The organism is Streptomyces sp. NPDC039480 (assembly GCF_055597165.1).
In genome coordinates this window covers 49,491-75,922 of sequence record NZ_JBVITX010000009.1, presented here as the reverse complement: position 1 = coordinate 75,922, position 26,432 = coordinate 49,491, and the positions used below count along the sequence as shown (strand labels likewise).

Below are 26,432 nucleotides of genomic sequence, written 5' to 3'. Positions count from 1 at the left end.
GGACTCCATGGCCAGGAACCTGTGGATCGGAGCCCCCGGCCGGCTCCGCGAAATCCACCAGGCGGCGAAGAGCTGGGAGCGCACCGCCGAGCTCAACGTCACCGAGTTCAAGGCGCTCGAAGGGCGCGTCACCACCTTCGCCCCCACCCGCACCGTCCGCCGCCTCAAGCTCTCCTTCGACGCGCTGGAGCCCGCCGACGCCCAGCACCTCGCCCGGCTCGCCCGCCGCGTCGGCACCGGCCGCGGCCCGCTCGTCGTGCTCGACCCGGTCTCCGTCAACCTCCTCGACCCCTACCAGGCGGCCGGGCAGTCGGACGTCTCCGGCGGCTGGGACCACTGGTTCACCATGAACGGCGACATCGCGCTCGCCCGCAACGCCGACGCCGTCACCACCGCCGACTGCCAGGACCCGGCCGCCGCCGTCGGCTGGGTGCACGGCACATGGGTGGGGTGGCCGGTCGTGCCGGGCATGCAGGCCTCCTGGCTGCTGCCGGCCGGCTGGGACCCGGCCACCGCGACCGCCCAGCTGGACTGGAAGGCCGCGGACGGCACATACCTCAGCACCAGCCACACCAACGGCACCACCCTCACCGCCACCGCCCCCACGGGCGCCGCCTTCGCCACGCCCGTCGGACGGCCCGGCGCCATCGGCCTGTTCGGGCTCGCGGGCGCCTGCCTCACCCTCGGCGACACCCCCGTCGCACACGCCCTCGGCGACGGCTGCCCGGCCATGGCCGTCACCGCGTACAGCGACGTCCCGGCGCGCCCGCTGCCGTACCGCAACATCAGTGTCGATCTCGTGGAGGTGCGCCGTGCAGCCCTCTGACGAGGCACTCGACGAGGCCCTTTCCTCCCCCGAGCGCGTCCCCGCCCACTCCACCCGCCTCGGCGGCAAGGAGCTGGGCCGGCAGGTCCAGTCGTGGAAGGTCGAGCGGGCCTACGCCACCGACCTGCCCGAGGCGATGCGCGCCTTCTCCGGCAGCGCCTCCGCCCAGCTGGAACTGCTCCTCGGCGGCACGGAGAACATCCCCGCCCCGCGCCTCTATTCCGCCTGGGCCGAACGCGGGACGGGCGACGTCGTACGGCCCGGGCAGTCCGTCGTCCACACGGCGGGCGCGGGCAGCCGCACCCTGCCCGCCTTCCGCGGCACCGTCCGCTCCCGCACCGCCACCTCCGGCAGCGACACCGTCACCGTGCAGGCCCTGGACGGCGCCGAGCGGCTGCGCGGCCCCGCCTCCCTGCCACGGCCGTACCACGGCTACTACTACGGCCGGCCGGTCGCCACCGCCACCTGGTGCGTGGACGAGCTCCTCCGCCAGGGCGGCATCCACACCTGCCCGCCGCCGCGCGCCCCGCTCGTCGACAAGGACGACACGGCGGACGAGAACCCGTTCACCGTGCTCTACGCCTCCCTGCACGGCGGCTTCAACTCGACGTACGGCCAGCCGGAGGTCCTGCCGAGCCCCACCACGTACGACTGGATCCAGGACGGCGCGCCCCACGAGATCGCCCTGATGCCGAAGGCCGCGGGGCTCACCGCCTCCTGGATGCCGCGCTCACGGTTCGTGATGCCCGGCAAGGTCTTCCTGGTGGAGTGCTGGGTCAACACGGCGCTCACGCGCGGCAATCTGGTCGAGATCTCGACGGTCTTCGACCAGAGCGGCACGAGGACCGGCTTCATCAAGGGCTCCTTCGACATCTCCACGGGTGTCATCACCATGACCTGCGGCACCAAGGACGTCGGCTCGTCCGGGGTGATGTGGACCATCGACAAGCTGGCGTCCCTGCGCGGCATCTGGCACCTCGGCTTCCTGGTGGACACCAGGTCGACGGGGACGACCGTCGCCCCGACCGTGCAGCCGCGCCTCACCGCCCCCGACGGTGCGCTCCGCGTGGGCGGCAAGTACACCTTCACCAACGAAGCCGCGTTCCAGCCGATCTCGGAGCTGAACCGGATCGACCTGACCACCGACATGGCCGTGGAGTGCCTCCAGGTCACCGACCGGTTCCTGCCCGACGTCGACAGCTTCACGGGCACGGCGTGGGAGCCGCCCGGCTGGTGGACGAAGGGCGCCGTCCTCGACCTCCCCGAACTGCCCCTCTACGACATCCCCAAGGTGTCCGGCTCCCAGTGGGACGTGATCACCGAGATCGCGCGGGCCAGCATGTCCACCGCCGAATTCGACGAGCAGGGCGTCTTCCGCTGGCGCGGCCCCTCGCGGTTCACCAAGGTGCCGGCCGCGCCTGACCTCACCGTCACCACGCGCAGGGACATCGCCTCGCTCACCGTCACCGAGGAGATCGACGCCTGCCGCAACCACTGCGAGCAGCCCTACCAGGACTGGAACGGCATCAAGGCCCTGGCGGGGGAGGCGGTGGACGACACGGTGGTGCGCGAGATCAAACCGAACACCGCCGTCGTCGTGCAGTACGCGATGGCCGAGGACGAGAACGACATCGGCCCGCTCGTGATCACCGACGACAGCGTCGTCAACGACGGCCACCGGGTGCGCTTCGGCACCGCGAAGACCGGCGGCACCGCGGTCAAGGGCAAGGTGTCGGTGAGCTGCTGGCGGGAGGGCCCGACGTACTTCGTACGGTTCTCCAACCGCGGTACGACCAGCGTGTGGACGGTGACCAAGGACGGCAAGCCCTCCGTGCGCATCGTCCCGATCAAACGCTCGGCCGACCCCAAGCAGCGCTCGTACGCCCGGTGGAACACCACCAGCCAGCAGCACTACGGCAAGCAGCAGTACACGGCCCCCGCCACCGAGTGGGTGCAGACCTCCACGTCCGCCTCCGCGCTCTCGAACGCCATGCTCACCGCGGGCCGCTACCCCGTGCCGCTCCTCGGCGAGGTCGAGGTCCTGCACGACCCGCGCATCCAGCTCGGCGACGTGGTCCGCGTGGTCGACTCCGCGGGCGCCGAACTGGACACGTTCGCCTGGGTGGTGGGCATCCGCACCACACACGCCGCCGGCAGCGCGCCGCAGCAGACCCTCACCCTGCGCGGCACCGCCTACAACGGCGTCCCCGCCGACGACGGCCTCACCCCCGACGGCCCGGTCGACCCCGCCTACGGCAAGCAGCGGACGTACCAACGGCTCACCGCCCAGTACGCGACGCTCGCCCCGCTCACCGCGGCGGCGATCAGCTACCGGACGCTGCTCACGACACCGGGAGCGACGCAATGACCCCCGAGGACCTGACGGCCACCGACGCGTACGTGCCCCCGCCCGGCCCCGTCCAGATCGACGACCCCCTCGTGGCGGCGGACGACGAGGGGATGGACCCGAGCGAGACGCTGCCTCCGCCACTCGACAGCTGACCGAGGCCTCGGCCCCAACCGCCCGCCCCTGCCCTCAGGAGGATCCGAACCCATGGTCGCTCTCACCCCGCTCGGCAGCCTGCCCTACCCGCAGCCCACCGACAACGCCGACATCCCCGTCCACCTGCAGTCCCTCGCCGAGGCCGTCGACGGCCGCACCGTGCTGCGGTTCGCCGACGCCGCGGCCCGCGACGCGAAGGTCACCGACCCGATCCCCGGCATGGTCGCCTGGCTCAACAACCCCGGCCGCTACTACCACTTCACCGCCGCCAAGCAGTGGGCGCCGCTCGTCCCCGGCCCGGTGCACTGGTTCAGCACGCTGACCGGTACGACGAACTCGACCGCGTACGTCGAGACGCTCACCGGCGCCACGGACCCCCTGGCCGTCTCGTTCATCGCCCCGCCGTCCGGCATCGCGCTCATCACGGTCGGCGCCCGGTTCAACAACAGCGCGGCGGGCCTCACCTACTTCTCGGCCTCCGTGAAGCAGGGCACGCGGGTCGTATCCGCCGCCGCCGACTCCCGGGCGGCCACCGTCGGCGGCACGAACCAGGTCTCGGCGAGCATCCAGTTCCCGGTCTCCGGCCTCACCGTGGGTGCCGCCCACACCGTCACGGGCGCCTTCCGCACCACCGCCACCTCGACGAGCCTCACCAACCGGTTCCTCACGATCACCCCCATGAACTGACGCACCGAGGAGGGCCCATGGCCACACCTCTGACCCCCGACGCCCTCGTCCGCGCCCTGCGCGGCGAGGGCGTCCGCATGAGAGAACACGGCAACTGGAGGACGCACAACCGCAACCACAAGGGCGCCTGGGGCCCGGTGCACGGCGTCATGCTGCACCACACCGCGGGCACCGACAGCCTCGTGCTCTGCCGCAGGGGCATGTCCGCCCTGCCGGGCCCGCTGTGCATCGGCCTGATCACCAAGGACGGCACGCTCCACCTGGTCGGCTACGGCCGCACCAACCACGCGGGCCACGGTTCGACCGCGGTGCTCGACGCGGTACGCAGGTCGAAGGTGCCGCCGTCCAGGCCGGGCCCCGACGCCGTGGACGGCAACGCCCGCTTCTACGGCTTCGAGATCGAGAACCTCGGCAACGGCCGCGACCCCTTCCCGGCCGCCCAGCTCGACACGGTGGAGCGCCTGTCCGCCGCCCTGTGCCGGGCGCACGGCTGGTCGGGCGCGAGCGTCATCGGCCACAAGGAGTGGACCCGCCGGAAGATCGACCCCACCTTCTCGATGCCGGTGATGCGCGGCCGGGTGGCGACGCGCCTCGGCTCCGATGCGCCGGGCGACGACGACACCGCGTACGAACCGTTCCCCGGTGCCGCGTTCTTCACGATCGGGCGGCACAGCGCGCTCTGCACGGCGGTCGGGCGCCGCCTGGTCAAGGAGGGCTGCGGACGGTACGCCGTCGGCCCGGGACCGGTCTGGACCGAGGCCGACCGTGCCTCGTACGCCGTCTGGCAGCACAAGCTCGGCTACCGGGGCGGGGACGCGGACGGCATCCCGGGCCGGGCCAGCTGGGACCGGCTGCGCGTCCCGCGCTCCTGACCACCGAGTCCACCGAGTCCACCGAGTCCTGGGAGGACGCCCATGAGCGACACCACACGCAGAGGCCTGCGCACCGCCGTACAGACACTCTTCACCCTCCTCGCCGCGCTGCCACTCCTCGCGACGGACCCGGACATCGCCGACGCCCCGGCGCTCGCGGGCCTGGTGGCCTTCGCCACGGCACTGAGCCGCCTGATGGCGGTGCCGGCCGTGGAGGCACTGCTGCCTCCGTGGCTCCGGAGGAAGGGGCCGCACGATGCCCGAAACTGACACCGTAAGCGTGAGCATCCCCCTGGAGTTGGAGAGACTGCGCCGCTCCGTAGACGTGGGTTTCGCCACCACCAGGGGCGACCTGGCTCTCCTCCTCCAACGGGCCGACCAGACCGACAAGACCCTCTCGGACCACGAGGACCGCCTGGACACCCTGGAACGCAACCGCTGGCCCCTCCCCTCCCTGGCAGCCATCACCTCCTGCACGGCCCTGGCGGTGACGCTCTGGCAGACGGGCGGCAGGTGACGCACCGGGGGCCGGAGAACGACGAAGGCCCCGACCGTCGAAACGGTCGGGGCCTTCGGCTGCCCTTGCGGGCGGGTGCGGAGGATACGAGATTCGAACTCGTGAGGGGTTGCCCCCAACACGCTTTCCAAGCGTGCGCCCTAGGCCACTAGGCGAATCCTCCGCCGCAAACAATACAAGACGTTGGGGAGTGCTCGCGAACACGATCCACTCGGGGGCTTCCCGAGGTCGGGAGGGTGGGTCCCGGCGTCGCCTCCGCGGGCCCGGATCCGCTAGGGTGGGCGTCAGCCCCTCACGTGGCGCTATCTGACTGAACTCCCCCAGGGCCGGAAGGCAGCAAGGGTAGGTCGGCTCTGGCGGGTGCGTGAGGGGCGCTTTGCGTTGGGGCGGTCCGGGTTGTCAGTGGTCGCCTATAACCTCGTATACGTGTCGTCTCTCGCGTTGTACCGCCGTTATCGCCCGGAGTCTTTCGCCGAGGTCATCGGGCAGGAGCATGTGACAGACCCGCTGCAGCAGGCGCTGCGGAACAACCGGGTCAATCACGCGTACCTGTTCAGTGGCCCGCGCGGCTGCGGCAAGACGACGAGCGCGCGCATCCTGGCCCGCTGTCTGAACTGTGAGCAAGGTCCCACTCCCACGCCCTGCGGCGAGTGCCAGTCCTGCCGCGACCTCGCGAGGAACGGCCCGGGATCGATCGACGTCATCGAGATCGACGCCGCGTCGCACGGTGGCGTGGACGACGCGCGTGACCTGCGCGAGAAGGCCTTCTTCGGCCCCGCGTCCAGCCGGTACAAGATCTACATCATCGACGAGGCCCACATGGTCACCTCGGCGGGTTTCAACGCCCTGCTGAAGGTGGTCGAGGAGCCCCCGGAGCACCTCAAGTTCATCTTCGCGACGACCGAGCCCGAGAAGGTCATCGGCACGATCCGCTCGCGCACCCACCACTACCCGTTCCGGCTCGTGCCGCCCGGCACCCTCCGGGACTACCTCGCCGAGGTCTGCGGGCGCGAGGAGATGGCCGTCGAGGACGGTGTCTTCCCGCTGGTCGTGCGGGCCGGCGCGGGCTCCGTGCGTGACTCCATGTCCGTGATGGACCAGCTCCTCGCCAGCGCCGCGGACGACGGTGTGACATACGCCATGGCGACCTCCCTCCTCGGCTACACGGACGGTTCGCTGCTCGACTCCGTCGTCGAGGCCTTCGCCTCCGGGGACGGAGCTGCGGCCTTCGAGGTCGTCGACCGCGTCATCGAGAGCGGCAACGACCCGCGGCGCTTCGTCGCCGACCTCCTGGAGCGGCTCCGGGACCTCGTGATCCTCGCCGCCGTGCCGGACGCCGCCGAGAAGGGGCTGATCGACGCACCGGCCGACGTCGTGGAGCGCATGCAGGCGCAGGCCGGCGTCTTCGGCGGCGCCGAGCTCAGCCGCGCCGCCGACATCGTCAACGAAGGCCTCACGGAGATGCGCGGCGCCACCTCGCCGCGGCTCCAGCTGGAGCTGATCTGCGCCCGCGTGCTGCTTCCCGCCGCCTATGACGACGAGCGCTCGATGATGGCCCGCCTCGAGCGCCTGGAGCGCGGCGGGAACTTCGTCGCCGGTGGCCAGGGCCCCGGCCCCGCGATGGGTTACGTCCCCGGGCCCGAGGCCCACGCGGGCGTGCAGCAGCCGGGGGTGGCCATGCCTGTGGGCGGGCCCGCGCCTGTCCCGCCCGGACCGCCCGGTCCCCCCGTTCCGCCGGGTGGCGGCCCAGCGGCCGCGCGGGCGGCGGTGCGGGGGGCCGGGGCGGCGGCGCAGGCTGGTGCTGGTGCTGGTGCTGGTGCTGGTGCTGGTGCTGGTGTCGGCGGGGGCGGGCAGGTGGCGGACGGCGGACCGCAGGCTGGCGGCCAGCCCGCGCAGGCTCCGCAGGCTCCCGAGGTGGCGCAGGCGCCTGCTCCTCAGGCTTCGGCTCCGGCTCCTGCTGCCGCTCCCGTCGCCCCGGCGGCCGAGCGGCGCCCCGGTGGCTGGCCGACGGCCTCGGCGCCCGGCAGCGGTCCGGCGGCGTCCCGCCCGGGTGGCTGGCCGACCGCGGCCTCCGCGGGGAGCAGCAGCCCTGCGGCTTCCGCCCCGGCGCCGCAGGCCCCCGCCCCGCAGCCCTCCGCGCCCCAGGCGCCGGCCCCTATGGCCGCGCCCCCCGCCGGTGGGCCCGACCCTCGCACCCTGTGGCCGAACATCCTCGAAGCGGTGAAGAACCGCCGCCGCTTCACCTGGATCCTCCTCAGCCAGAACGCGCAGGTGGCCGGGTTCGACGGGACGACCCTCCAGATCGGCTTCGTCAACGCGGGCGCGCGCGACAACTTCGCGAGCAGCGGCAGCGAGGACGTGTTGCGGCAGGCGTTGTCCGAGCAGTTCGGCGTGCAGTGGAAGGTCGAGGCGATCGTCGACCCGTCCGGTGGCTCGGCGCCGCCGCCTGCCGCGGGGAACTTCGGCGGTGCACCGATGGCGGCCCGTCCCGTCGCGGCCCCGCAGCAGCCGTCACCGCCCCCGGCGGCGCCGGCCGCGCCCCAGTCCCCGCCCCCGCCCGCCCCGGAGGCGGCGCCTCCCGTACGCGCGTCTGCTCCCGCCCCGGCTCCGGCCCCGGAACACGTGTCCCCCGAGGACGACATCCCCGAGGACGATGACCCGGACCTGGTGGAGTCGGCGCTCTCTGGCCACGACCTGATTGTCCGGGAGCTGGGGGCGACGGTGGTGGACGAGTACCCGAACGAATAGCGCCACGTCTCTGGGCGCCGGCCTGCCGGCGCCGTTCTGCCGGGGTAGGGGGTGGGTGGGTTTCTGCCTGCGCCGTCCTGCGGGGGTAGGGGCGCCGAGCCCGCCGCTTCGCGGCGGATGTTTCCCACCCACCCACCCGTTTGCCCCGCGACGTCCCGCGGGGGTAGGAGCGGGTGGGTTAGGGCCGCCTGCGACGTTCCCCCGGGTCAGGAGTGCCCGGCCCGCCACTGCGCGGCGGGGATGATTCCCCACCGGCCCCCCGGGCCCCTACTCCCGCCGGGCGGTGCGGGGTGAACGGGTGGGTGGGTGGGAGGTGTTCGCCGCGGAGCGGCGGGATGGTTCGGTACGGTGCGGCCCCGTGGGCTGGAGGAACGTACGAGGGGATCCGTCGCCCCATGTGGGCGGCCCGTACAAAGGCGCCCCGCCCCCCGAGCTAGGCTGACCACCGTGAAGGTCCTCGTCATCGGCAGTGGTGCCCGCGAACACGCCCTGTGCCGCTCTCTGTCCCTCGACCCCGCCGTCTCCGAGCTGCACTGCGCCCCCGGCAACGCCGGCACCGCGGAAGTGGCCGAGACGCACCAGGTCGACGCCCTCGACGGCGCCGCCGTGGCGTCCCTCGCCCAGCAGCTGGACGCGGCGCTCGTCGTCGTCGGCCCGGAGGCCCCCCTCGTCGCGGGCGTCGCCGACGCCGTGCGCGCGGCGGGCATCCCCTGCTTCGGGCCGTCCAAGGAGGCCGCCCTGCTGGAAGGCTCCAAGGCGTTCGCCAAGGACGTGATGGCGGGCGCGAGCGTGCCGACCGCCCGGTCGTACGTCTGCACGAACCCGGCGGAGATCGACGAGGCCCTCGACGCCTTCGGAGCGCCGTACGTCGTCAAGGACGACGGACTCGCCGCCGGCAAGGGCGTCGTCGTCACGGACGACGTCGAGGCGGCCCGCGCCCACGCCCTCGCCTGCGACCGCGTCGTCATCGAGGAGTTCCTGGACGGCCCCGAGGTCTCCCTCTTCGCGGTCACCGACGGCGAGACCGTCGTCCCGCTCCAGCCCGCCCAGGACTTCAAGCGCGCACTCGACGGCGACGAGGGCCCGAACACCGGCGGCATGGGCGCGTACTCGCCCCTCCCGTGGGCCGACCCGAAGCTGGTCGACGAGGTCATGCAGAGCGTGCTCCAGCCGACCGTGGACGAGCTGCGGCGCCGCGGCACCCCGTTCTCCGGGCTGCTGTACGCCGGTCTGGCGATCACGAGCCGCGGCGTACGGGTCATCGAGTTCAACGCCCGTTTCGGCGACCCCGAGACGCAGGTCGTCCTCGCCCGCCTCAGGACTCCGCTCGCCGGTCTCCTGATGGCGGCCGCGACCGGCAACCTCGCCGACCTGCCCCCGCTGCGCTGGAGCGACGACGCCGCGGTCACCGTGGTCGTCGCCTCACACAACTACCCCGGCACGCCGCGCACGGGCGAGCCCATCGAGGGCCTGGACGAGGTCGCGGCACAGGATGCCCCGGATGCGTACGTCCTGCACGCCGGGACGAAGCGCGACGGCGACGCGGTCGTCAGCGCGGGCGGCCGCGTGCTGTCCGTGACGGCGACGGGCGCCGACCTCACCGAGGCGCGGGAGCGCGCGTACACCGCGCTGTCCCGCATCCGCCTCGACGGCTCCCAGCACCGCACGGACATCGCGGCCAAGGCCGCCGCGAAGGCGTAACCCGTCCCCCCCCGGGACACCCCCGCTTCCTCCCGGCCACCCCCGCGTGACTTTCGGCCACTCCCGCCGACCTTAGGCCCCGGATCTGACACTGGATCCGGGGCCTTTTCGGCAGCCAGCTTTAGCCAAAGCCATTCCATCGAGTGACCGGTGGCCCATCCGGCTGACGATGGCGGGCGCCCCAACTAGGGTGCGGCGAAAGCGTTCAAGGCGCCCAGAGCCAAACAGACCACCGGCATTGCGATGTCGGTGGCGGGTGCCACAGTGGGGGAGTGAGCAACACGAACGCCGTTGATGTGTGCCGTCGGCCCAGGCCGACGGCCGAGCAATAGGCAGCAGGGGGTGCCATCGGTCGTGTCAGGTACGGGTGTGGAGGTGGGCGCGCAGGCCGCGCGCTCCCGGGCCCTCGCCGTGCTGCGGCTGCGCAGCAGGGCACTGGCCGTCGCCCTGTTGCCCGCGGCCGCCGCTGTCGTGCTGCTCGCGGCCGGGGCCATGGGCCATGCGGGCGGCGAGGGTTGGGATGCCGTCCGCTGGGCCGTGACCGGCGTGGCCGTGTTCGTGCTGCTCGTCGCGGGCGGCGTCGGCCTGGTCGTCGCGCGGGCCAGACCCGCCCTGAGCCCGACGGTGCCGATCACCGAGGAGTCCGCCCCCGATCTGTACCGCTTGGTGCGGGACCTCGCCGACCGCCTGGATGTGCCCGCGCCCTCGGCGATAGCGCTCACCCCGGACTGCGACAGCTGGCTCGAGGACCGCACCCATCCCGCGCACGGCGGCGCGCCCGCGCGGGACCGCGGGGAGTCGCCGTACGCCCGGCGCCCGTCGTCCGTCGCCCCCGTGCTGGTCATCGGTTCCCCGTTCCTGTGGTGGATGCGGGTCGGTGAGCTGCGCGCGGTGCTCGCCCCCGTCGTGGCGGGGACGGGGCCCTCGGCGCACCCCGACATAGCCGCCGCCCGCCGCTTCGTCCGCGGGCTCGACGCGGCGGTCGCGGTCGCCACGGCCCCGGGCCGCGACCCCGTCTCGCGTGTGGTGCTCGCCGGGATCGGCCGGATCGCCCGGCTCCTGCTGCGCCACTGCCGGGTGCACGCCGCCGAGATGGAGCGCGGTGTCGCCGCGGCCGCCGCCGAGCGCGCCCAAGCGGTGGACTATGGCGTGCGGATCGTCGCGCAGGAACAGGTCGGCCTCGCGTACGCGGGCTGGGACCGTCTGCTCACCCGGGTCGCGCTGCCCGCTTGGCGCATGGGCCGCTGGCCCTCCCGGCTCGACGCGGGCGTGGTCTCCGCGCTCACCGAGCTGTCCCGCAGGGACCGCCTCGCGGAGGGCTTCGCCTCCCGCCTGGGCGAGCGTCCCGCCTGCGACCTCTTGGAGGAGCCCGGTTCGGTGGACGAGGCAGCGTCGCTGCTGGCGGCCCGGCTCTTCCACGGCGGGCCCGCGGAGGCGGGGCCGGACTGGGCGCCGGTGGCGTGGCAGGAGTATCCGGACGAGGTCGTCGACCGGAAATGGCGCATGGACGCCGCCCGGCTGCACCGCGTCCTGGACTCCCTCGGCGTCGGCCACTCCACCGATCCGACGGCTCCGGACCCCGATGGGCCGACGCTCGGCCGCGTCCTCGAACACCTGACGGCGTCTGGCCCGGACAGTACGCAGAGTGACGACCCGGCGGGTGCCGGCCCGGCGTCGAGGACCCCGCGGCACCGGCTCGCCCCCGGGTCCCCCGAGCACGCCGCGTCCCTCTTCCCTGCGGACGACGAGGCCGATGATGCCGACGAGCAGAGCCGCGGTGGCATGCTGGCCGCGGGGCTCACCGCCGAGCTCGCCCGGGAGGAGGCCGCGGCGCCGCCCCGCCCCGCTCCCACCGGGCAGGGCCCGGACGAGGCCCTCTGGGACGACGGCGCGCTGCCCCTCTTCCCGCTCCAGCCGCCGCGCACGGGCCGCGAGCTCCTCGCCGATCACGTGACGGCGATGGTGTGCTGTGCGGCGGTGGACACCGCGGGTGCCGCCCCCGGTCTCGACTGGCTCGACGGGCCCGCGCTGCTGGTCGACGGGGAGCGCGCGGCGGACCTCACGCCGCGCGTCCTGAGCCTCGTCGAGGACGGCGACCCGTCCCCCCTGCGGGACTGGCTCACCCGCCTGGGCATCCGCCCCGAAAAACCGGTCCGCCTGGTCTGACCCAGGCACCGGCACCCCCCCAGCACCTCTGGTACCGGCGGCGCGCCTCCCGGGCGCCTCTGGCAACCGCGCCGCCCGCCCGGCATCCCTGAACCGCGCCGCATCTCCCGGGCGCGCCCGGGCCACCGCTCCGGCTGCGCGAATCGCCGTCCCCTGCGTGCGCCACGGGTGCGGCGACCTGTGCAGCCCACCGGCCCCCCGGCCCCCGGGAGCCGCTGCCCCCGGCACCCCCCACCCCGCGCGCCCCACCGCGCGCCCCTCACACCCCGCCGCAGCCCTCCACCCCCAAACAGCCCCCCGAACCAGCACCCCGGCACATTGCCCCGCCGCTCACCCACCACCCACCCGCCGCTCACCCACCACCCACCGCCCACCCGCGACAACCCGCCGCAACCCCGCCGCACCCCGCCACCCCGACGCCACCCCACCGCCACCCCGCCCACCGACTCACCGGTCGTCCACCGCCACCCCGCCGACCGACTCACCGGTCGTCCACCGCCCCCGCCCATCCACCCACCGGTCGACCACCGCCCCCCCGCCCATCGACCCACGCGGAGCATCACGCTCCGTTCACACCAATTCGCGACGAACGGTGACGGTGCGCGTGCGTAATGTGATGTGCTGGGAGCGGCCGCCGGACCGTACGCACCATGAGGCGCCGCAGGCTCGGGGGAGCGAGGGAGGGGCACAGATGAAGTCGGAGCCGATCCGCCGCTGGGAATCGGGAGCGCTGGCGCACGCCGTATCGGATCCTTTCGGCCAGGGCCCGCTGCCCTGGCTGCGCGGATCCGAGCACTACTTCGACGACACGGGCCAGGTCGTGCCCTGGTACGTCGACCACGCCCCGGCCCCCGGCGCGGCGAACATCCCGGAGCCGCGCACCGGCGGCCCGCTCACCGCCGACGACGTGCACCGTCAGATCAAGGGCTTCACCTCCACCGGCGCTGCCGCCCCGGGCGAGGCGATCGACTTCCACGTCACCGTGGACCCGCCCCAGCAGTTCAGCGTCGACATCTACCGCATCGGGCACTACGGAGGCGACGGCGCGTCGAAGATCACCACCAGCCCCCGCCTCTCCGGCATCGTCCAGCCCGCCCCACTGACCGCGGACCGCACGGTCTCCTGCCACCACTGGTGGCTCTCCTGGCGACTGCAGATCCCGAGCTACTGGAGCATCGGGGCGTACGTCGCGGTCCTCACCACCGCCGACGGGTACCGCTCGCACGTCCCCTTCACGGTCCGCGACAGCCACCCCGCCGACCTCCTGCTGCTCCTGCCGGACATCACCTGGCAGGCGTACAACCTCTACCCCGAGGACGGCCGCACCGGGGCCAGCCTCTACCACGCGTGGGACGAGGAGGGCGGACTCCTCGGCGAGAGCGAGGCCGCCGTCACGGTCTCCTTCGACCGGCCGTACGCCGGCGCGGGCCTGCCCCTGCACGTCGGCCACGCCTACGACTTCATCCGCTGGGCCGAGCGATACGGCTACGACCTGGCGTACGCGGACGCCCGCGACCTGCACGCGGGCCGCATCGACCCGACCCGGTACCGAGGCCTGGTCTTTCCCGGCCACGACGAGTACTGGTCGCCCAGCATGCGCCGCACCACCGAGCTGGCCCGCGAGCACGGCACGTCCCTGGTCTTCCTCTCCGCCAACACCATGTACTGGCAGGTGGAGCTCGGCCCGTCCGCGTCCGGCGTCGAGGACCGCCTCCTCACCTGCCGCAAGCGCCGCGGTCCCGGCCGGCCCGCCCTGTGGCGCGAGCAGGACAAGGCGGAGCAGCAACTGCTCGGCATCCAGTACGCGGGGCGCGTTCCCGAGCCGCGCCCCCTCGTCGTCCGCAACGCCGACCACTGGCTGTGGGAGGCCACCGGGGCGCACGAGAACGACGAGATCGCGGGCCTGGTCGCCGGCGAGGCCGACCGCTACTTCCCGCGCACCGCGCTCCCCCAGCACCAGGGCCGCATCCTGCTCGCCCACTCGCCGTACGAGGACACCGAGGGCGTCACCCGCCACCAGGAGTCGTCGCTCTACCGCGCCCCGTCCGGCGCCCTGGTCTTCGCATCCGGCACTTTCGCCTGGTCCCCGGCCCTGGACCGCCCCGGCCACGTGGACACACGCATCCAGCGCGCCACAGCCAACCTCCTGGACCGCATCTGCAAACGCGACTGACCCCGCCCCCGGGGGGCATCTGGCCCCGCCCTCAGGCGCGACTGACCGCGCCGCCGTGGGCGTCTGGCCGCGCCCCCGCAGGCGTCTGGCTGCGTCGCCGGGGCGCGACTGTCCGGGGCTCCGGGGCGCGTCTGCCCGCGCCGGGTGCGTCTGCTTGTCGCCCAGGTGTGGCTGGCCGGGCTCCCGAGCGCGTCTGCCCGCCGCCCGGGGCGTCTGGCCGCACTGCCGGGCGTGTCTGGCTCCGCCGCCGGGCACGTCTGGCCGTACTGCCGGGCGCGTCTGCCCGCCCCCCAGGCCCGACTGGCCGGGCTCCGGGGCGCGTCTGCCCGCCGCCCGGGCCATCTGGCCGCGCTGCCGGGGCGTCTGGCTCCGCCGCCGGGCACGTCTGGCCGCGCTCCCAGGCACGTCTGGCCGTGCTGCCGGGCGCGACTGCCCGTCCCCCAGGCGCGACTGGCCGGGCTCCGGGGCGCGTCTGCCCGCCGCCGGGGGCGTCTGCCCGCGCTGCCGGGTGCGTCCGGCTCCGCTGCCGGGCGTGTCTGGTCGGGCTCCGGGGCGCGTCTGCCCGCCGCCAGGGGCGCCTCGCCGCGCTACTGGGCGCGACTGGCCGGACTCCCGGGCGCGTCTGCCCGCCGCCGGGCGCGACTGGCCGCGCTCCCAGGCACGTCTGGCCGCGCCGCCGGGCACGACTGGACACGCTCCCCGGCGCGACTGCCCGCGCCGCCGCGGGCGCATCGCGTATCTGGCCCCGCCGCCAGGCGCGTCCGGCCCCACCCCCAGGCGCGCCCCACCCCGCGTCCGCCCCCGCCCCCAGGCGCGCCGAACCCCGCCCCCACCCCCACCGATACACCCCACCCCCCACCCCCACTCGACCCATGGCCAAAACCATGTCTCCCATGCGGGAGAATCGTCCTCACTTGGCCAGAACCACGGGAGGGAACCGTGTCCGGATTCGTAGAAAAGCCCGAGCCGCTCGAGGTGCCGGGTCTGGTCCACCTCCACACCGGCAAGGTGCGCGAGCTGTACCAGAACGAGGCGGGCGAGCTCGTCATGGTCGCCAGCGACCGGCTCTCCGCCTATGACTGGGTGCTGCCCTCGGAGATCCCCGACAAGGGCCGCGTCCTCACCCAGCTCTCCCTGTGGTGGTTCGACCAGCTCGCGGACCTCGTCCCGAACCACGTCATCTCGACGGACGTGCCGCAGGGCGCGCCCGCCGACTGGGAGGGCCGCACCCTCGTCTGCAAGCCCCTTCAGATGGTCCCGGTGGAGTGCGTCGCCCGCGGTTATCTGACGGGTTCCGGTCTCCTGGAGTACAACGACTCCCGGACCGTCTGCGGCCTCGCCCTCCCCGAGGGCCTGGTCGACGGCTCGGAGCTGCCCGCGCCGATCTTCACGCCCGCGGCGAAGGCGGCGGTCGGCGAGCACGACGAGAACGTGTCGTACGAGGACGTGGCCCGCCAGGTCGGCGCCGACACCGCGGCGCGGCTGCGCCAGTCGACCCTGGCCGTCTACAGCCGGGCGCGGGACGTCGCGCGCGACCGCGGCCTGATCCTCGCCGACACGAAGTTCGAGTTCGGCTTCGACGGGGAGGCGCTCATCCTCGGCGACGAGGTCCTGACGCCGGACTCCTCGCGCTTCTGGCCCGCGGACCAGTGGGAACCGGGCCGCGCCCAGCCGTCGTACGACAAGCAGTTCGTGCGGAACTGGCTGACCTCGCCGGCCTCGGGCTGGGACCGCCACGGCGAGCAGCCGCCGCCGGCGCTGCCGCAGGAAGTCGTGGACGCCACCCGCGGCAAGTACATCGAGGCGTACGAGCGGCTGACCGGCACCTCCTGGTAGCCGGCGCGCGAACCGGCACCTCCTGGTGGCCGGTGCAGGAAAAGGCCCCGGTCGAGATGACCGGGGCCTTTCATCTGGAGCGGACGACCAGGTTCGAACTGGCGACCTCAACCTTGGCAAGGTTGCGCTCTACCAACTGAGCTACGTCCGCGTTGCGCCGAAGCGCGAGACCAACTATACCCAACCTCGCTCGCGTGCGAGACGTACCGCGGCATGACGATTCTCCGCCCCGATCTTGGTGGCCGCCGAGGAGAGGTAGTTGCGGACGGTTCCCTGGGAGAGCGCGGCGCGCTCGGCGATCTCCGCGACGGGCGCCCCGTCGGCGGCGAGTTCGAGCACCTCGGCCTCGCGGGCGGTCAGCGGCGAGTCCCCCGCGGAGATCGCGTCGGCCGCCAACTCCGGGTCCACGTAACGGTTTCCGGAGTGCACGGTACGGATGATCTCGGCGAGCCGCTGGGCGCTCACGGTCTTCGGCACGAAGCCGCGCACCCCCACCGCGAGGGCCCGCTTGAGATGCCCCGGTCTGCCGTGACTCGTCACGATCATGGTGCGGCACTGCGGGAGTTCGTCCCGCAGAGATGTGGCCACGCTCACACCGTCGGCGCCCGGCATCTGCAGATCGAGCACGGCGACATCGGGCCGGTGGGCCCGTGCCATGGCGAGCGCCTCGGGCCCGGACGCGGCCTCGGCGACCACGACGAGATCGTCCTCGAGGGCGAGCAGCGCGGCGAGCGCCCCGCGGATGAGGTGCTCGTCATCGGCGAGCAGGACGCGCAGGCTCACGCGGCCACCCCCTGGCCCCGGCCCCGGCCCCGGTCCCCGTCCCGCTCCCGGTCCCGGCCCCGGTCCCCGTCCCGGCCCCGGCCCCGCTCCCCGTCCCGCTCCTGCGCCGCTGCCGGGTCGTGCGCCCCGGGCGGCGGCAGGGGAATCTCCACGGTGAGCCGGAACACGCCGTCGCCGGACGCGAAGTCCAGCACCCCGTCCACCGCGGCCAACCGCTCCCGCAGCCCCGCGAGGCCGGAGCCCCGCTGTTCGGGCGCGATCTCCGGCGCTCCGTCGTTCTCCACCACCAGCGCCGCCCTCCTCTCGTCCACCGTCAGCGTGATGTCGCAGCGCCCCGCGTCACCGTGCCGCAGCACGTTCGTCGCCGCCTCCCGCACGACCCACCCGAGGGCCGACTGCACCGATGCGGGCAGCGTCGCCGCGGACCCGGTCACCCGGCAAACGATTCCCGCCGCCTCCAACACGCCCTGCGCCCCGGCGAGTTCCACCGCGAGGTCGACCTCGCGGTATCCCCGTACGACTTCGCGCACCTCCCGCTGCGACTCCTGCGCGATCCGCTGCACCTCGACCATCTGGTCCACCGCCTCCGGCCGGCCCCGGCGGGCGAGCTGCACCGCGAGCTCGCTCTTGAGGGCGATGACGGCGAGGTTGCGCCCCATCACGTCGTGCAGGTCACGGCCGAACCGCAGCCGCTCCTCGGCGACCGCGAGCCGCGCCTCGACCTCCCGGGCCCGGTCGCCCTCCCACATCACGGAGAGCGTCCAGGCGCCGCAGCGCGTGGAGACCAGCGCGAGGAGGCCGGCGAAGGCGATGAGGCCGCCGACCGCGACGAGCTCCCCGCCCCGGGCCCCGCCGGCCGCGAAGGCGGCCACGGCCGCGGCGTCGACCAGCGCCACCCAGGCCAGGAAGCCACGGACGGGCACGGAGAAGGCGAGCGCCTGGGCGAACGGCATCGTCATGTACAGGGTCGTGAGGCCCAGCATTCCGTTGTCCACGCCGTCCACGGCCTGGAGGCCGACGGCGAGTCCCATGGTGCCGCCCATGAGGACGGCGGCCACGGTGAGGTCGCGGCGCGGCAGGGGCGCCCGCCGGAGGTAGTGGTCGATCGACCGGCGCAGCGAGCGGTTGACGTGCACGCACTGCGCGGCAGCCAGGACGATCAGCGACCAGCCGAAGAGCTGGGCGGCGAGCCCCGGGCGCAGGCTCAGGCCGAGCGGCACCGAGAGCCAGCTCAGGAAGAAGATCCACGGCATGGCGTGCCACATGGCGGTGCTCTGGAGCTCGACCCTCTCGATCTTGCTGCGCCCGTGCCAGTCGCGCTGCCAGGCCCGCATGCGGTCGATCACGGAGGCTCCTCCCTCAGTGCCGGGGTTCCCAGCGGAACCATCGCCGTACAGCAAACACCGCGAGTACGGTCCAGGCCACCGCGGTGGCGGTGGCGCCCAGCGCGTCCCAGGCCGAGAGGGTGCCGGCCCAGCCGCCGCGGATCAGCTCGATGACCGGCGAGAGGGGGAGCAGTTCGCAGACCGAGGCGACCTTGTCGGGCATGACCTCGAGCGGGATGAAGAGCCCGGAGCCGATCATCGACACGAAGATCAGCGGCATGCTCATGACCTGCGCGGACTCGGTGGTCCTGCTGACGCTTCCGGTCACGGCGGCCAGCGCGGCGAACATCACGAGCCCCGCGGCGAGGCCGAGCACGACGAGGTGCGGCGCGCTCGGCGCCCCGGCGTCGAGGAGCACCCCGCAGCCCACGGAGAGCACGAGGCACTGCACGATCCCGATGAGGACCGACGGCAGCGCGGCGCCCGCGAGGATCTCGGGGTCCCGGAGCTCGCCGGTGCGCAGCCGCTTGAGCACGAGCTCCTCGCGCCGGGCGGCGTAGACGGCGGTCAGCGCGGAGTACACGGCGAACAGCAGGGAGAAGCCGAGGGCGCTGGGCAGGACGACGGTGCCGACGTCGAGCCCGGTGCCCTTCAGGTCCATGCCTTCGGCGGCCTGCCGCATGCTGAGCGGGATCACCATCGGCACGAACAGCGCCGCGAACAGCATCGCCTTGTTCCGCCCGAACAGCGTCAGCTCGGCGCGCGCCAGCGCCTGCATCCGGCGTGCCGGGGTCGTCATGGTCGCCGTGCTCATACCGACAGCTCCTTGTCGCCGAGGCGCCGCCCGGCGGCCTCGTCCGTTCCGCTCTGCGCGTCCCGCGCGATCCGCAGGAACGCCTCCTCCAGCGTGGCCGCGCGCACGTCGAGCGCGGTCAGCTCGACCCGTGCGTCGCGGGCCCACAACAGCAGCCCGGTGGCGGCCCGTTGCAGCTCTTCGGTACGCAGCCGGACGCGGCGGCCGTCCGTCTCGTGCCCGGTCACGCCGAGCGCGGCGAGCGGCGGCAGGTCGCCCACGAAGTACCCGGTGGGCAGTTCGAAGGAGATGTGGGAGGGCTGCTCGGCCACCACGTCGGCGACGCGGCCCTCGGCGGCGATCCGGCCCTCGTGCAGGATCGCGAGCCGGTCGGCGAGGCTCTCGGCCTCTTCGAGGTAGTGCGTGGTGAGCAGCACGGTGGTGCCGTTGTCGCGCAGGTCCCTGACCAGCTGCCAGGTCTCGCGCCGCCCTTCCGCGTCGAGTCCCGTGGTGGGTTCGTCGAGGAAGAGCACCTCGGGCCGGCCGAGGAGCGCCATGGCCAGGTCGAGGCGCCGCTTCTCGCCGCCGGAGAGCTGTTTCACGCGGACCCGGGACCGCTTGGCGAGCCCGACGATCTCCAGGGCCTCGCCGACGGGCCGGGCCCCGCTGGTGCACCCCGCCCACATCCGCGCGGTCTCGCCGACGGTCAACTCCGCGGGGAAACCGCCCTCTTGGAGCATGACGCCGATCCGCGGGCGCACCGCGTCCCGCTCGGTGTACGGGTCGTGTCCGAGCACCCGCACCCGTCCGGCGGCCGGTGCCGCGAGCCCTTCGAGGAGTTCGACGGTGGACGTCTTGCCGGCGCCGTTGGTGCCGAGCAGCGCGAAGAGCTCACCGCGTCCCACAGCGAAGGAGATCCCCCGTACTGCCTCGAAACCGCCCCCACGCCTTAAGGGCGCGGGGGGACCCCCTTCGTACACGCGCCGCAGATCGGTCACGTCGATCACTTGGTCAGTCATGACTCAAGCGTCCCGGGGTCCGGAGGACGTCGGCAGTGCGCGCTGTCACCGGCCCGCATGACAAATGTCAGAAGCACCCACGAGCGTACGAAGGCGCACGAAGAAGGCCCCGGTCACATGGACCGGGGCCTCTCACATGGAGCGAACGACGAGGTTCGAACTCGCGACCTCAACCTTGGCAAGGTTGCGCTCTACCAACTGAGCTACGTTCGCATTGCCTCCGATCGGCTTTCACCGACCGGCGCGGGCACCAGCTTACCGCAACCGGCGGACCGGTCGGTGAGCGATGCAGAGCGGGTGACAGGAATTGCACACTGCGCCTTCCCCCTGGAAGGGGGATGTTCTACTACTGAACTACACCCGCAAGACTCCGTGAGGTCCGGCCCTGCGGCCTCGCCCCTCGGCGTGCTCCAGACTTTAGCCGACCGGGAGGGGTGCAGCGCAAGTCGGTGCCGGCGAGGGGCTCCGGACGGCGTGCGGCCGGTGCTCAGTTGGCCGCTTCGAAGGCCTCGTAGACCTTCTTGGGGATGCGGCCGCGGGGCGGGACGTTCATCTGGTGCGAGCGCGCCCAGGCGCGGACCGCCGACGGGTCGGGGGAGACCGCCGTGTGCCGGAAGACGGCTCCGGACTTCGACTGCTTGCGGGCGGCCTCCAGGTACGGCGCCAGAGCCGTGCGCAGTTTCTTGGCATTGGTTTGATTGAGGTCGATCTCGTACGACTTGCCGTCAAGACCGAACGCGACCGTTTCCGCCGCTTCCCCGCCGTCGATGTCGTCAAAGAGAGTGACCACGACACGTTGCGCCACGAATATCGGTCCCTTCGCGCGGCTCTACCGCGTTGACATGCGGTGATGCCGACTGCACGGATGTTTTGGGCAAAGTATCGGCTATTGCCAATTCCTTTGTACAGTGCCCGGCATTGTATTGGCGCATTGCGGGGCTAGATCTTTCATGGATTCATCGTGAAGGTTCTCGGTTCGAAACCTGCTTGCACCCCGGAACGTGACCGTCATCTCGTAGGTTGCTACGAATCTACGCGAGTAGAAATTTTGTGCCGGTAGTCTGAAGGAACCTGCTCAGCACATCGCAAGCAGCACACGCCAGCACCACACACCGGGAGTGCCAGTGGCACGCGTCGTAGTCGACGTCATGCTCAAGCCGGAGATCCTCGACCCCCAGGGCCAGGCGGTGCAGCGTGCACTGCCGCGCCTCGGTTTCCAGGGCATCTCCGACGTACGTCAGGGAAAGCGCTTCGAACTCGAGGTGGACGGGCCGGTCGACGGGACGGCCCTCGCCCGTATCCACGAGTTGGCGGAAACCTTCCTCGCCAACACCGTGATCGAGGACTTCGTCGTAAAGGTCGAAGAAGACCAGCAGACGCAGAAGGCCGAGGAGGCCGCGAAGTGACTGCTCGAATTGGAGTCGTCACTTTCCCGGGAACCCTCGACGACCGCGACACCCAGCGTGCCGTCCGTGTGGCCGGCGCCGAAGCCGTGCCGCTGTGGCACAAGGACAAGGACCTCAAGCAGGTCGACGCCGTGGTGCTGCCCGGCGGGTTCTCCTACGGCGACTATCTGCGGGCCGGCGCCATCTCCCGTTTCTCGCCGGTGATGGAGTCCGTCATCGAGCAGGCCAAGGCGGGGATGCCGGTCCTCGGCATCTGCAACGGCTTCCAGGTGCTCACCGAGACGCACCTCCTGCCCGGCGCGATGCTGCGCAACAACCACCTGCACTTCATCTGCCGCGAGCAGCGGCTGCGCGTGGAGAACGCCGGGACCGCCTGGACCGCCGACTACACGGCAGGGCAGGAGATCCGGATCCCGCTCAAGAACATCGACGGGCAGTACACCGCCGACGAGCGGACCCTGGACATGCTGGAGGCCGAGGGCCGCGTCGCCTTCCGGTACCTGGACGGCAATCCGAACGGCTCGCTCCGTGACATCGCCGGCATCACCAACGAGGCGGGCAACGTGGTCGGCCTCATGCCGCACCCCGAGCACGCCGTGGAGCCGCTGGTCGGGACCGGCCGCACCGACGGCCTCGGATTCTTCACCTCGATCCTGAAGAAGCTGGTCAACGCATGACTCTGGACACCGTCAAGCACGCGGCCGAGACGCCCGACGTCAAGCTGCCCTGGGCCGAGCTGGGCCTGAAGGAGGACGAGTACGAGCGCGTCCGCGAGATCCTCGGCCGCCGCCCGACCGGCGCCGAGCTCGCCATGTACTCCGTCATGTGGTCCGAGCACTGCTCGTACAAGAGCAGCAAGGTCCACCTGCGGCAGTTCGGCGAGAAGGTGCCGGAGAACGACGCCATGCTCGTCGGCATCGGTGAGAACGCCGGCGTCGTCGACGTCGGCCAGGGCTACGCGGTCACCTTCAAGGTCGAGTCCCACAACCACCCGTCGTACGTCGAGCCCTACCAGGGCGCGGCCACCGGCGTCGGCGGCATCGTCCGCGACATCATCGCGATGGGCGCCCGCCCGGTCGCGGTCGTGGACCCGCTGCGCATGGGCGACGCGAACCACCCCGACACCAAGCGCGTGCTCCCCGGAGTAGTCGCGGGCATCGGCGGCTACGGCAACTGCCTCGGCCTGCCGAACATCGGCGGCGAGCTCGTCTTCGACGCCTGCTACCAGGGCAACCCGCTGGTCAACGCCGGTGCGATCGGCGTCATGCGGCACGAGGACATCCACCTCGCCAAGGCGTCCGGCCCCGGCAACAAGGTCATCCTCTACGGCGCCCGCACCGGCGGCGACGGCATCGGCGGCGCCTCGATCCTGGCCTCCGAGACCTTCGACGAGACGAAGCCGAGCAAGCGCCCAGCCGTCCAGGTCGGCGACCCCTTCCAGGAGAAGCTCCTCATCGAGTGCACCCTGGAGGCCTTCGCCGAGAAGCTCGTCGTCGGCATCCAGGACCTGGGCGCGGCCGGACTCTCCTGCGCCACCAGCGAGTTGGCGTCCAACGGCTCCGGCGGCATGCGCGTCGAGCTCGACGACGTGCCGCTGCGCGACTCCACGCTCACTCCCGAGGAGATCCTCATGAGTGAGTCGCAGGAACGCATGTGTGCCGTGGTCGAGCCCGACAAGGTCGACCGCTTCCTGGAGATCTGCGACAAGTGGGACGTCATCGCCACCGTCGTCGGTGAGGTGACCGACGGCGACCGCCTGGAGATCTTCTGGCACGGCGAGAAGATCGTCGACGTCGACCCGCGCACGGTCGCGCACGACGGCCCGGTCTACGAGCGGCCGTACGCCCGCCCGTCCTGGCAGGACGCCCTCCAGGCCGACGACGCGAACAAGCTGGCCCGCCCGGCGAACCCTGACGAGCTGCGCGAGCAGGTCCTCAAGCTCGTCGCCGCGCCGAACCAGGCCGCCAAGTCCTGGGTCACCGACCAGTACGACCGCTTCGTGCAGGGCAACACCGTGCTCGCCCAGCCCGAGGACTCCGGGATGATCCGGATCAACGAGGAGACGGGCCTCGGCGTCGCCATCGCCACCGACGGCAACGGCCGGTTCGCGAAGCTCGACCCGTACACGGGCGCGCAGCTCGCGCTCGCCGAGTCGTACCGCAATGTGGCCGCCTCCGGCGCCAAGCCCCTGGCGATCTCGGACTGCCTCAACTTCGGTTCGCCCGAGGACCCGGACGTCATGTGGCAGTTCGCCGAGGCCGTCCGCGGTCTCGCGGACGGCTGCCTCGAGCTCGGCACCCCGGTCACCGGCGGCAACGTCTCGCTCTACAACCAGACCGGCGAGGCGGCGATCCACCCGACGCCGGTCGTCGCCGTCCTCGGTGTGATCGACGACGTGGCGCGGCGCACGCCGATGGCGTTCAAGGAAGAGGGCCAGCTCCTCTACCTGCTCGGCGAGACGCACGAGGAGTTCGGCGGCTCGGCCTGGTCGCAGGTGGTCCACGGACACCTCGGCGGGCTTCCGCCCAAGGTCGACCTGGCGCGCGAGAAGCTGCTCGGCGAGATCCTCATCTCCGCCTCGCGCGACGGCATGATCGACGCCGCGCACGACCTGTCGGACGGCGGTCTCGTGCAGGCCGTCACCGAGTCCTGCCTGCGGGGCGGCCGCGGTGCCCGGCTCGTCGTGCCGGACGGCCTGGACGCGTTCACCTTCCTCTTCTCCGAGTCGGCGGGGCGCGCGGTCGTCTCGGTGCCGCGGAGCGAGGAGCTGCGGTTCACCGACATGTGCGGGGCGCGGGGTCTGCCCGTGCGGCGCATCGGTGTCGTCGACGGTGACGCCGTCGACGTGCAGGGCGAGTTCACGCTGCCGCTGAGCGAGCTGCGCGCGGCCCACGAGGGGACCCTGCCGGGGCTCTTCGCCTGACCCACCTTCGCCGACAGCCCCCGCCCGGACCTGGTCCGGGCGGGGGCTGTCGGCGTTTTCGGCGTTTCCCGGTTGCCAGAAATTACGTAACTACGTAAGCTCGTAATCGTGGATCTTGAAGAGCGTGTCGCCGAGCTCGAACGGCGGATGGCGGAGTTGGAGAGCGTGGGCCCGGCCGCGCCTCCCGTGGGCGAGGGCGATTTCTGGGCCCTCGACGCGCTGAAGGCGCGGCATCCGGTGACGGAGGAGGCGGACGGCGCCGTCCTGTTCACCGGCTCGGTGCGGGTGCCGACGGGACATCGGTACGACTGGCAGTACGGCCTGCACACCGAGACCGTGTTCGAGGGCGACTGGTCGGAGACCGCCGAGTCGTTCGCCGCCCTCGGCAACCCCGTGCGGCTGCGGCTGCTGCGGGAGATCCTCGGCGGTCTGCGCACCGCCGCCGAGCTGGCCGCGCTCGACGACGTCGGCACGACCGGCCAGATCTACCACCACCTGCGCCAGCTGACCGGCGCGGGCTGGCTGCACACCGCGGAGCGCGGCCGGTACGAGGTCCCGGCAGGCCGGGTCGTGCCGCTCCTGGTGGTGCTCACGGCCGCACGCCCGGTGACCTGACCTGATCTGACCGGGCTTTCGACAGGTATGTCCGTACGTACGAGGGGGAGTTATGTCCATAGGCCTGCTCAAGTCCGCCGCAGTGCTCCATCGGGTGCTGTGGATCGTGTTCTTCGGCCAGTTCGTCGTCAGGATCTTCACGGACCTGCCGTACAACTACTGGCTGAGCTGGCTGCCCGCGGTCGCCGCGATCGCCATCAGCTCCACGCTGTCCCGCTCCGCGCGCCGACGGATCGAGGCGGCGCCCCCGGCGTCCGTCGAGGTCGCGCCCCCGGTCGGCGGCCGCTGGTCCGCGCTCAACAGCCCCGCCGACAAGGTGCCGAGCCACGGCACGCACTACCTGGCACAGACGTACGCCATCGACATCACCGCCGAGCCGGAGGACGGGCCCGCACGCCCCACCCCCGTCTGGTTCTGGCCCGTCGCCCGGTCCGGCCGGGCCTACCCCGCCTTCGGGGCGCCCCTGCTCGCCGTGGGCGACGCGACCGTCGTGCACGCCGAGGACGGCCAGCGCGACCACCTGAGCCGCAGCTCCCTTCTCGGAGTGCTGTACTTCTGGCTGGTCGAGGGCGTCGGCAGGACGCTCGGCGGGGCCCGCCGCGTCATCGGCAACCACGTCGTGCTCGACCTCGGCGAGGGGACGTACGCCCTGTACGCGCACGTCCAGCGGGGATCGCTCGCCGTCCGGGCGGGGGACAAGGTGACCGTCGGGCAGCGGATCGGTGGCTGCGGGAACTCCGGCAACTCCACCGAGCCGCACGTCCACTTCCAGCTGATGGACGGACCCGACCCGGAGACCGCGCGGGGCGTGCCGTTCAGCTGGCGCGGGGTCGGCGTGCCCCGCAACCGCGAGACGTTCACCGTGCGGGAAGAGGCCACCCCGGTACCGTGACCTGCATGACTGAGGAGCTGGGGCTGCGCGCGCGCAAGAAGCGGCAGACCGCCGCGCGGATCTGGCAGGTCGCCGTGGACCTCTGCTCCGAGCGGGGCTACGACCACGTCTCCGTGGCGGAGATCGCCGAGGCGGCCGACGTGTCGAAGATGACCGTCTTCAACTACTTCGGTACCAAAGAGGGCGTGCTCGTCGGCCCCATGGAGGAGCACGTGGCGGACCCCGCCCGCGCGGTGCGCGAGCGGCGGCCGGGCGAGTCCGCGGTCGCCGCGGCGCGCCGCCAGTTCCTGGAGCAGATCCCGGCACACGACCCGTCGATCGGCCTCAGCGGCGACCCGCGCACCCTCAAGGTGCGCCAGCTCATCAAGGAGACACCGACGCTCGCGCACCGCGTGGTGATCTTCCACATGCGCAGCGTCCAGCTCCTCGCGGACGCCCTCGCGGAGGAGACCGGCGACATGCTCCTCGCGCGGGTCGCCGCCGCCCAGCTGATCGGCGCCCGGAACGCCCTCATCATGGAGAACCACGAGCGCACCCTCGCCGGCGACCCGATCGACGAGATCGCGAAGGACTGCGCCGAGGCCGCCGAGCGCGCCTTCGATCTGGTGGAAAAGGGACTTCAGGGGTACCCCGAAAACGCTTAGGCT

Annotated in this window: 23 protein-coding genes, 4 tRNA genes and 1 other RNA gene; 19 read left to right on the top strand and 9 right to left on the bottom strand. The window is 72.6% G+C overall.

Annotated elements, in window-relative coordinates:
- Positions 1 to 7: 7 nt before the first annotated feature.
- The 7 genes from ACZ56E_RS26495 to ACZ56E_RS26465 are packed head-to-tail and all read left to right on the top strand — an operon-like array spanning position 8 to position 5,405.
- Positions 8 to 826 carry a hypothetical protein gene (locus tag ACZ56E_RS26495; RefSeq protein ID WP_471217910.1) on the top strand — a complete coding sequence of 273 codons (819 nt, stop codon included), beginning with the start codon at positions 8 to 10 and terminating at the stop codon, positions 824 to 826.
- Positions 813 to 3,194, top strand: coding sequence for a hypothetical protein (locus ACZ56E_RS26490; protein WP_471217907.1), 2,382 nt, complete (start codon positions 813 to 815; stop codon positions 3,192 to 3,194). The genes ACZ56E_RS26495 and ACZ56E_RS26490 overlap by 14 nt, the downstream gene beginning before the upstream one ends.
- Complete coding sequence (locus ACZ56E_RS26485) at positions 3,191 to 3,328, top strand: hypothetical protein (protein ID WP_471217905.1); 138 nt, start codon at positions 3,191 to 3,193, stop codon at positions 3,326 to 3,328. The genes ACZ56E_RS26490 and ACZ56E_RS26485 overlap by 4 nt, the downstream gene beginning before the upstream one ends.
- A gap of 52 nt (positions 3,329 to 3,380) precedes the next feature.
- Positions 3,381 to 4,016, top strand: coding sequence for a hypothetical protein (locus ACZ56E_RS26480; protein ID WP_471217903.1), 636 nt, complete (start codon positions 3,381 to 3,383; stop codon positions 4,014 to 4,016).
- A gap of 17 nt (positions 4,017 to 4,033) precedes the next feature.
- Entirely contained in the window at positions 4,034 to 4,888 is an 855-nt protein-coding gene (locus ACZ56E_RS26475) for a peptidoglycan-binding protein (RefSeq protein ID WP_471217901.1), read from the top strand.
- 42 nt (positions 4,889 to 4,930) lie between these two features.
- Positions 4,931 to 5,158: a hypothetical protein gene (locus tag ACZ56E_RS26470; protein WP_471217899.1), complete on the top strand. Its 228-nt coding sequence runs from the start codon at positions 4,931 to 4,933 to the stop codon at positions 5,156 to 5,158.
- A gap of 10 nt (positions 5,159 to 5,168) precedes the next feature.
- Positions 5,169 to 5,405 (top strand): hypothetical protein, encoded by a 237-nt coding sequence (locus ACZ56E_RS26465; RefSeq protein ID WP_471217896.1) that lies wholly within the window; start codon positions 5,169 to 5,171, stop codon positions 5,403 to 5,405.
- A 78-nt stretch (positions 5,406 to 5,483) separates the two neighbouring features.
- Here ACZ56E_RS26465 and ACZ56E_RS26460 read toward each other — a convergent pair.
- A tRNA-Ser gene (locus ACZ56E_RS26460) sits at positions 5,484 to 5,568 on the bottom strand.
- 120 nt (positions 5,569 to 5,688) lie between these two features.
- Between ACZ56E_RS26460 and ffs the strand changes: the two genes are divergently transcribed.
- The 6 genes from ffs to ACZ56E_RS26430 all read left to right on the top strand — a co-directional run bounded on the left by ffs (position 5,689) and on the right by ACZ56E_RS26430 (position 16,029).
- Positions 5,689 to 5,787, top strand: an RNA gene (gene ffs, locus ACZ56E_RS26455) — signal recognition particle sRNA small type.
- Between the two features lie 44 nt (positions 5,788 to 5,831).
- Positions 5,832 to 8,153, top strand: a complete 2,322-nt coding sequence (locus ACZ56E_RS26450; protein WP_471217893.1) for a DNA polymerase III subunit gamma and tau — start codon at positions 5,832 to 5,834, stop codon at positions 8,151 to 8,153.
- A gap of 447 nt (positions 8,154 to 8,600) precedes the next feature.
- The gene (gene purD, locus ACZ56E_RS26445) at positions 8,601 to 9,854 is read left to right on the top strand and encodes a phosphoribosylamine--glycine ligase (protein ID WP_471217891.1); all 1,254 of its coding nucleotides are present in this window, start codon (positions 8,601 to 8,603) and stop codon (positions 9,852 to 9,854) included.
- Positions 9,855 to 10,208: 354 nt separating this feature from the next.
- A complete protein-coding gene (locus tag ACZ56E_RS26440; RefSeq protein WP_471217889.1) occupies positions 10,209 to 12,020 on the top strand; it encodes a M48 family metalloprotease in 1,812 nt (603 codons plus the stop codon).
- Positions 12,021 to 12,711: 691 nt separating this feature from the next.
- A complete protein-coding gene (locus ACZ56E_RS26435; protein WP_471217887.1) occupies positions 12,712 to 14,193 on the top strand; it encodes a N,N-dimethylformamidase beta subunit family domain-containing protein in 1,482 nt (493 codons plus the stop codon).
- Between the two features lie 939 nt (positions 14,194 to 15,132).
- On the top strand, positions 15,133 to 16,029 hold the full coding sequence (locus ACZ56E_RS26430; RefSeq protein WP_471217885.1) for a phosphoribosylaminoimidazolesuccinocarboxamide synthase: 897 nt from the start codon (positions 15,133 to 15,135) through the stop codon (positions 16,027 to 16,029).
- Between the two features lie 75 nt (positions 16,030 to 16,104).
- Here ACZ56E_RS26430 and ACZ56E_RS26425 read toward each other — a convergent pair.
- The 8 genes from ACZ56E_RS26425 to ACZ56E_RS26390 all read right to left on the bottom strand — a co-directional run bounded on the left by ACZ56E_RS26425 (position 16,105) and on the right by ACZ56E_RS26390 (position 20,754).
- A tRNA-Gly gene (locus tag ACZ56E_RS26425) sits at positions 16,105 to 16,180 on the bottom strand.
- Between the two features lie 23 nt (positions 16,181 to 16,203).
- Positions 16,204 to 16,812, bottom strand: coding sequence for a response regulator (locus ACZ56E_RS26420; RefSeq protein WP_468606985.1), 609 nt, complete (start codon positions 16,810 to 16,812; stop codon positions 16,204 to 16,206).
- Entirely contained in the window at positions 16,809 to 18,158 is a 1,350-nt protein-coding gene (locus ACZ56E_RS26415) for a sensor histidine kinase (RefSeq protein WP_471217883.1), read from the bottom strand. The genes ACZ56E_RS26420 and ACZ56E_RS26415 overlap by 4 nt, the downstream gene beginning before the upstream one ends.
- A gap of 13 nt (positions 18,159 to 18,171) precedes the next feature.
- Entirely contained in the window at positions 18,172 to 18,951 is a 780-nt protein-coding gene (locus tag ACZ56E_RS26410; RefSeq protein WP_471217881.1) for an ABC transporter permease, read from the bottom strand.
- Positions 18,948 to 19,949, bottom strand: a complete 1,002-nt coding sequence (locus ACZ56E_RS26405) for an ABC transporter ATP-binding protein (RefSeq protein ID WP_471217878.1) — start codon at positions 19,947 to 19,949, stop codon at positions 18,948 to 18,950. The genes ACZ56E_RS26410 and ACZ56E_RS26405 overlap by 4 nt, the downstream gene beginning before the upstream one ends.
- Positions 19,950 to 20,086: 137 nt before the next feature.
- Positions 20,087 to 20,162, bottom strand: a tRNA-Gly gene (locus ACZ56E_RS26400).
- 79 nt (positions 20,163 to 20,241) lie between these two features.
- Positions 20,242 to 20,313, bottom strand: a tRNA-Gly gene (locus ACZ56E_RS26395).
- Positions 20,314 to 20,436: 123 nt separating this feature from the next.
- Positions 20,437 to 20,754, bottom strand: coding sequence for a histone-like nucleoid-structuring protein Lsr2 (locus ACZ56E_RS26390; RefSeq protein WP_468606977.1), 318 nt, complete (start codon positions 20,752 to 20,754; stop codon positions 20,437 to 20,439).
- Between the two features lie 319 nt (positions 20,755 to 21,073).
- Between ACZ56E_RS26390 and purS the strand changes: the two genes are divergently transcribed.
- From purS to ACZ56E_RS26360, 6 genes are all read left to right on the top strand, one after another.
- Positions 21,074 to 21,355, top strand: coding sequence for a phosphoribosylformylglycinamidine synthase subunit PurS (purS, locus tag ACZ56E_RS26385; RefSeq protein WP_468606975.1), 282 nt, complete (start codon positions 21,074 to 21,076; stop codon positions 21,353 to 21,355).
- Positions 21,352 to 22,032 carry a phosphoribosylformylglycinamidine synthase subunit PurQ gene (purQ, locus tag ACZ56E_RS26380; protein WP_468606973.1) on the top strand — a complete coding sequence of 227 codons (681 nt, stop codon included), beginning with the start codon at positions 21,352 to 21,354 and terminating at the stop codon, positions 22,030 to 22,032. The genes purS and purQ overlap by 4 nt, the downstream gene beginning before the upstream one ends.
- Positions 22,029 to 24,278, top strand: a complete 2,250-nt coding sequence (gene purL, locus ACZ56E_RS26375; protein ID WP_471217874.1) for a phosphoribosylformylglycinamidine synthase subunit PurL — start codon at positions 22,029 to 22,031, stop codon at positions 24,276 to 24,278. The genes purQ and purL overlap by 4 nt, the downstream gene beginning before the upstream one ends.
- Positions 24,279 to 24,386: 108 nt before the next feature.
- Entirely contained in the window at positions 24,387 to 24,893 is a 507-nt protein-coding gene (locus tag ACZ56E_RS26370; RefSeq protein ID WP_471217871.1) for an ArsR/SmtB family transcription factor, read from the top strand.
- Between the two features lie 52 nt (positions 24,894 to 24,945).
- The gene (locus ACZ56E_RS26365) at positions 24,946 to 25,785 is read left to right on the top strand and encodes a M23 family metallopeptidase (protein WP_471217869.1); all 840 of its coding nucleotides are present in this window, start codon (positions 24,946 to 24,948) and stop codon (positions 25,783 to 25,785) included.
- Between the two features lie 5 nt (positions 25,786 to 25,790).
- Positions 25,791 to 26,429 carry a TetR/AcrR family transcriptional regulator gene (locus ACZ56E_RS26360; protein WP_471217866.1) on the top strand — a complete coding sequence of 213 codons (639 nt, stop codon included), beginning with the start codon at positions 25,791 to 25,793 and terminating at the stop codon, positions 26,427 to 26,429.
- Positions 26,430 to 26,432: the final 3 nt, after the last annotated feature.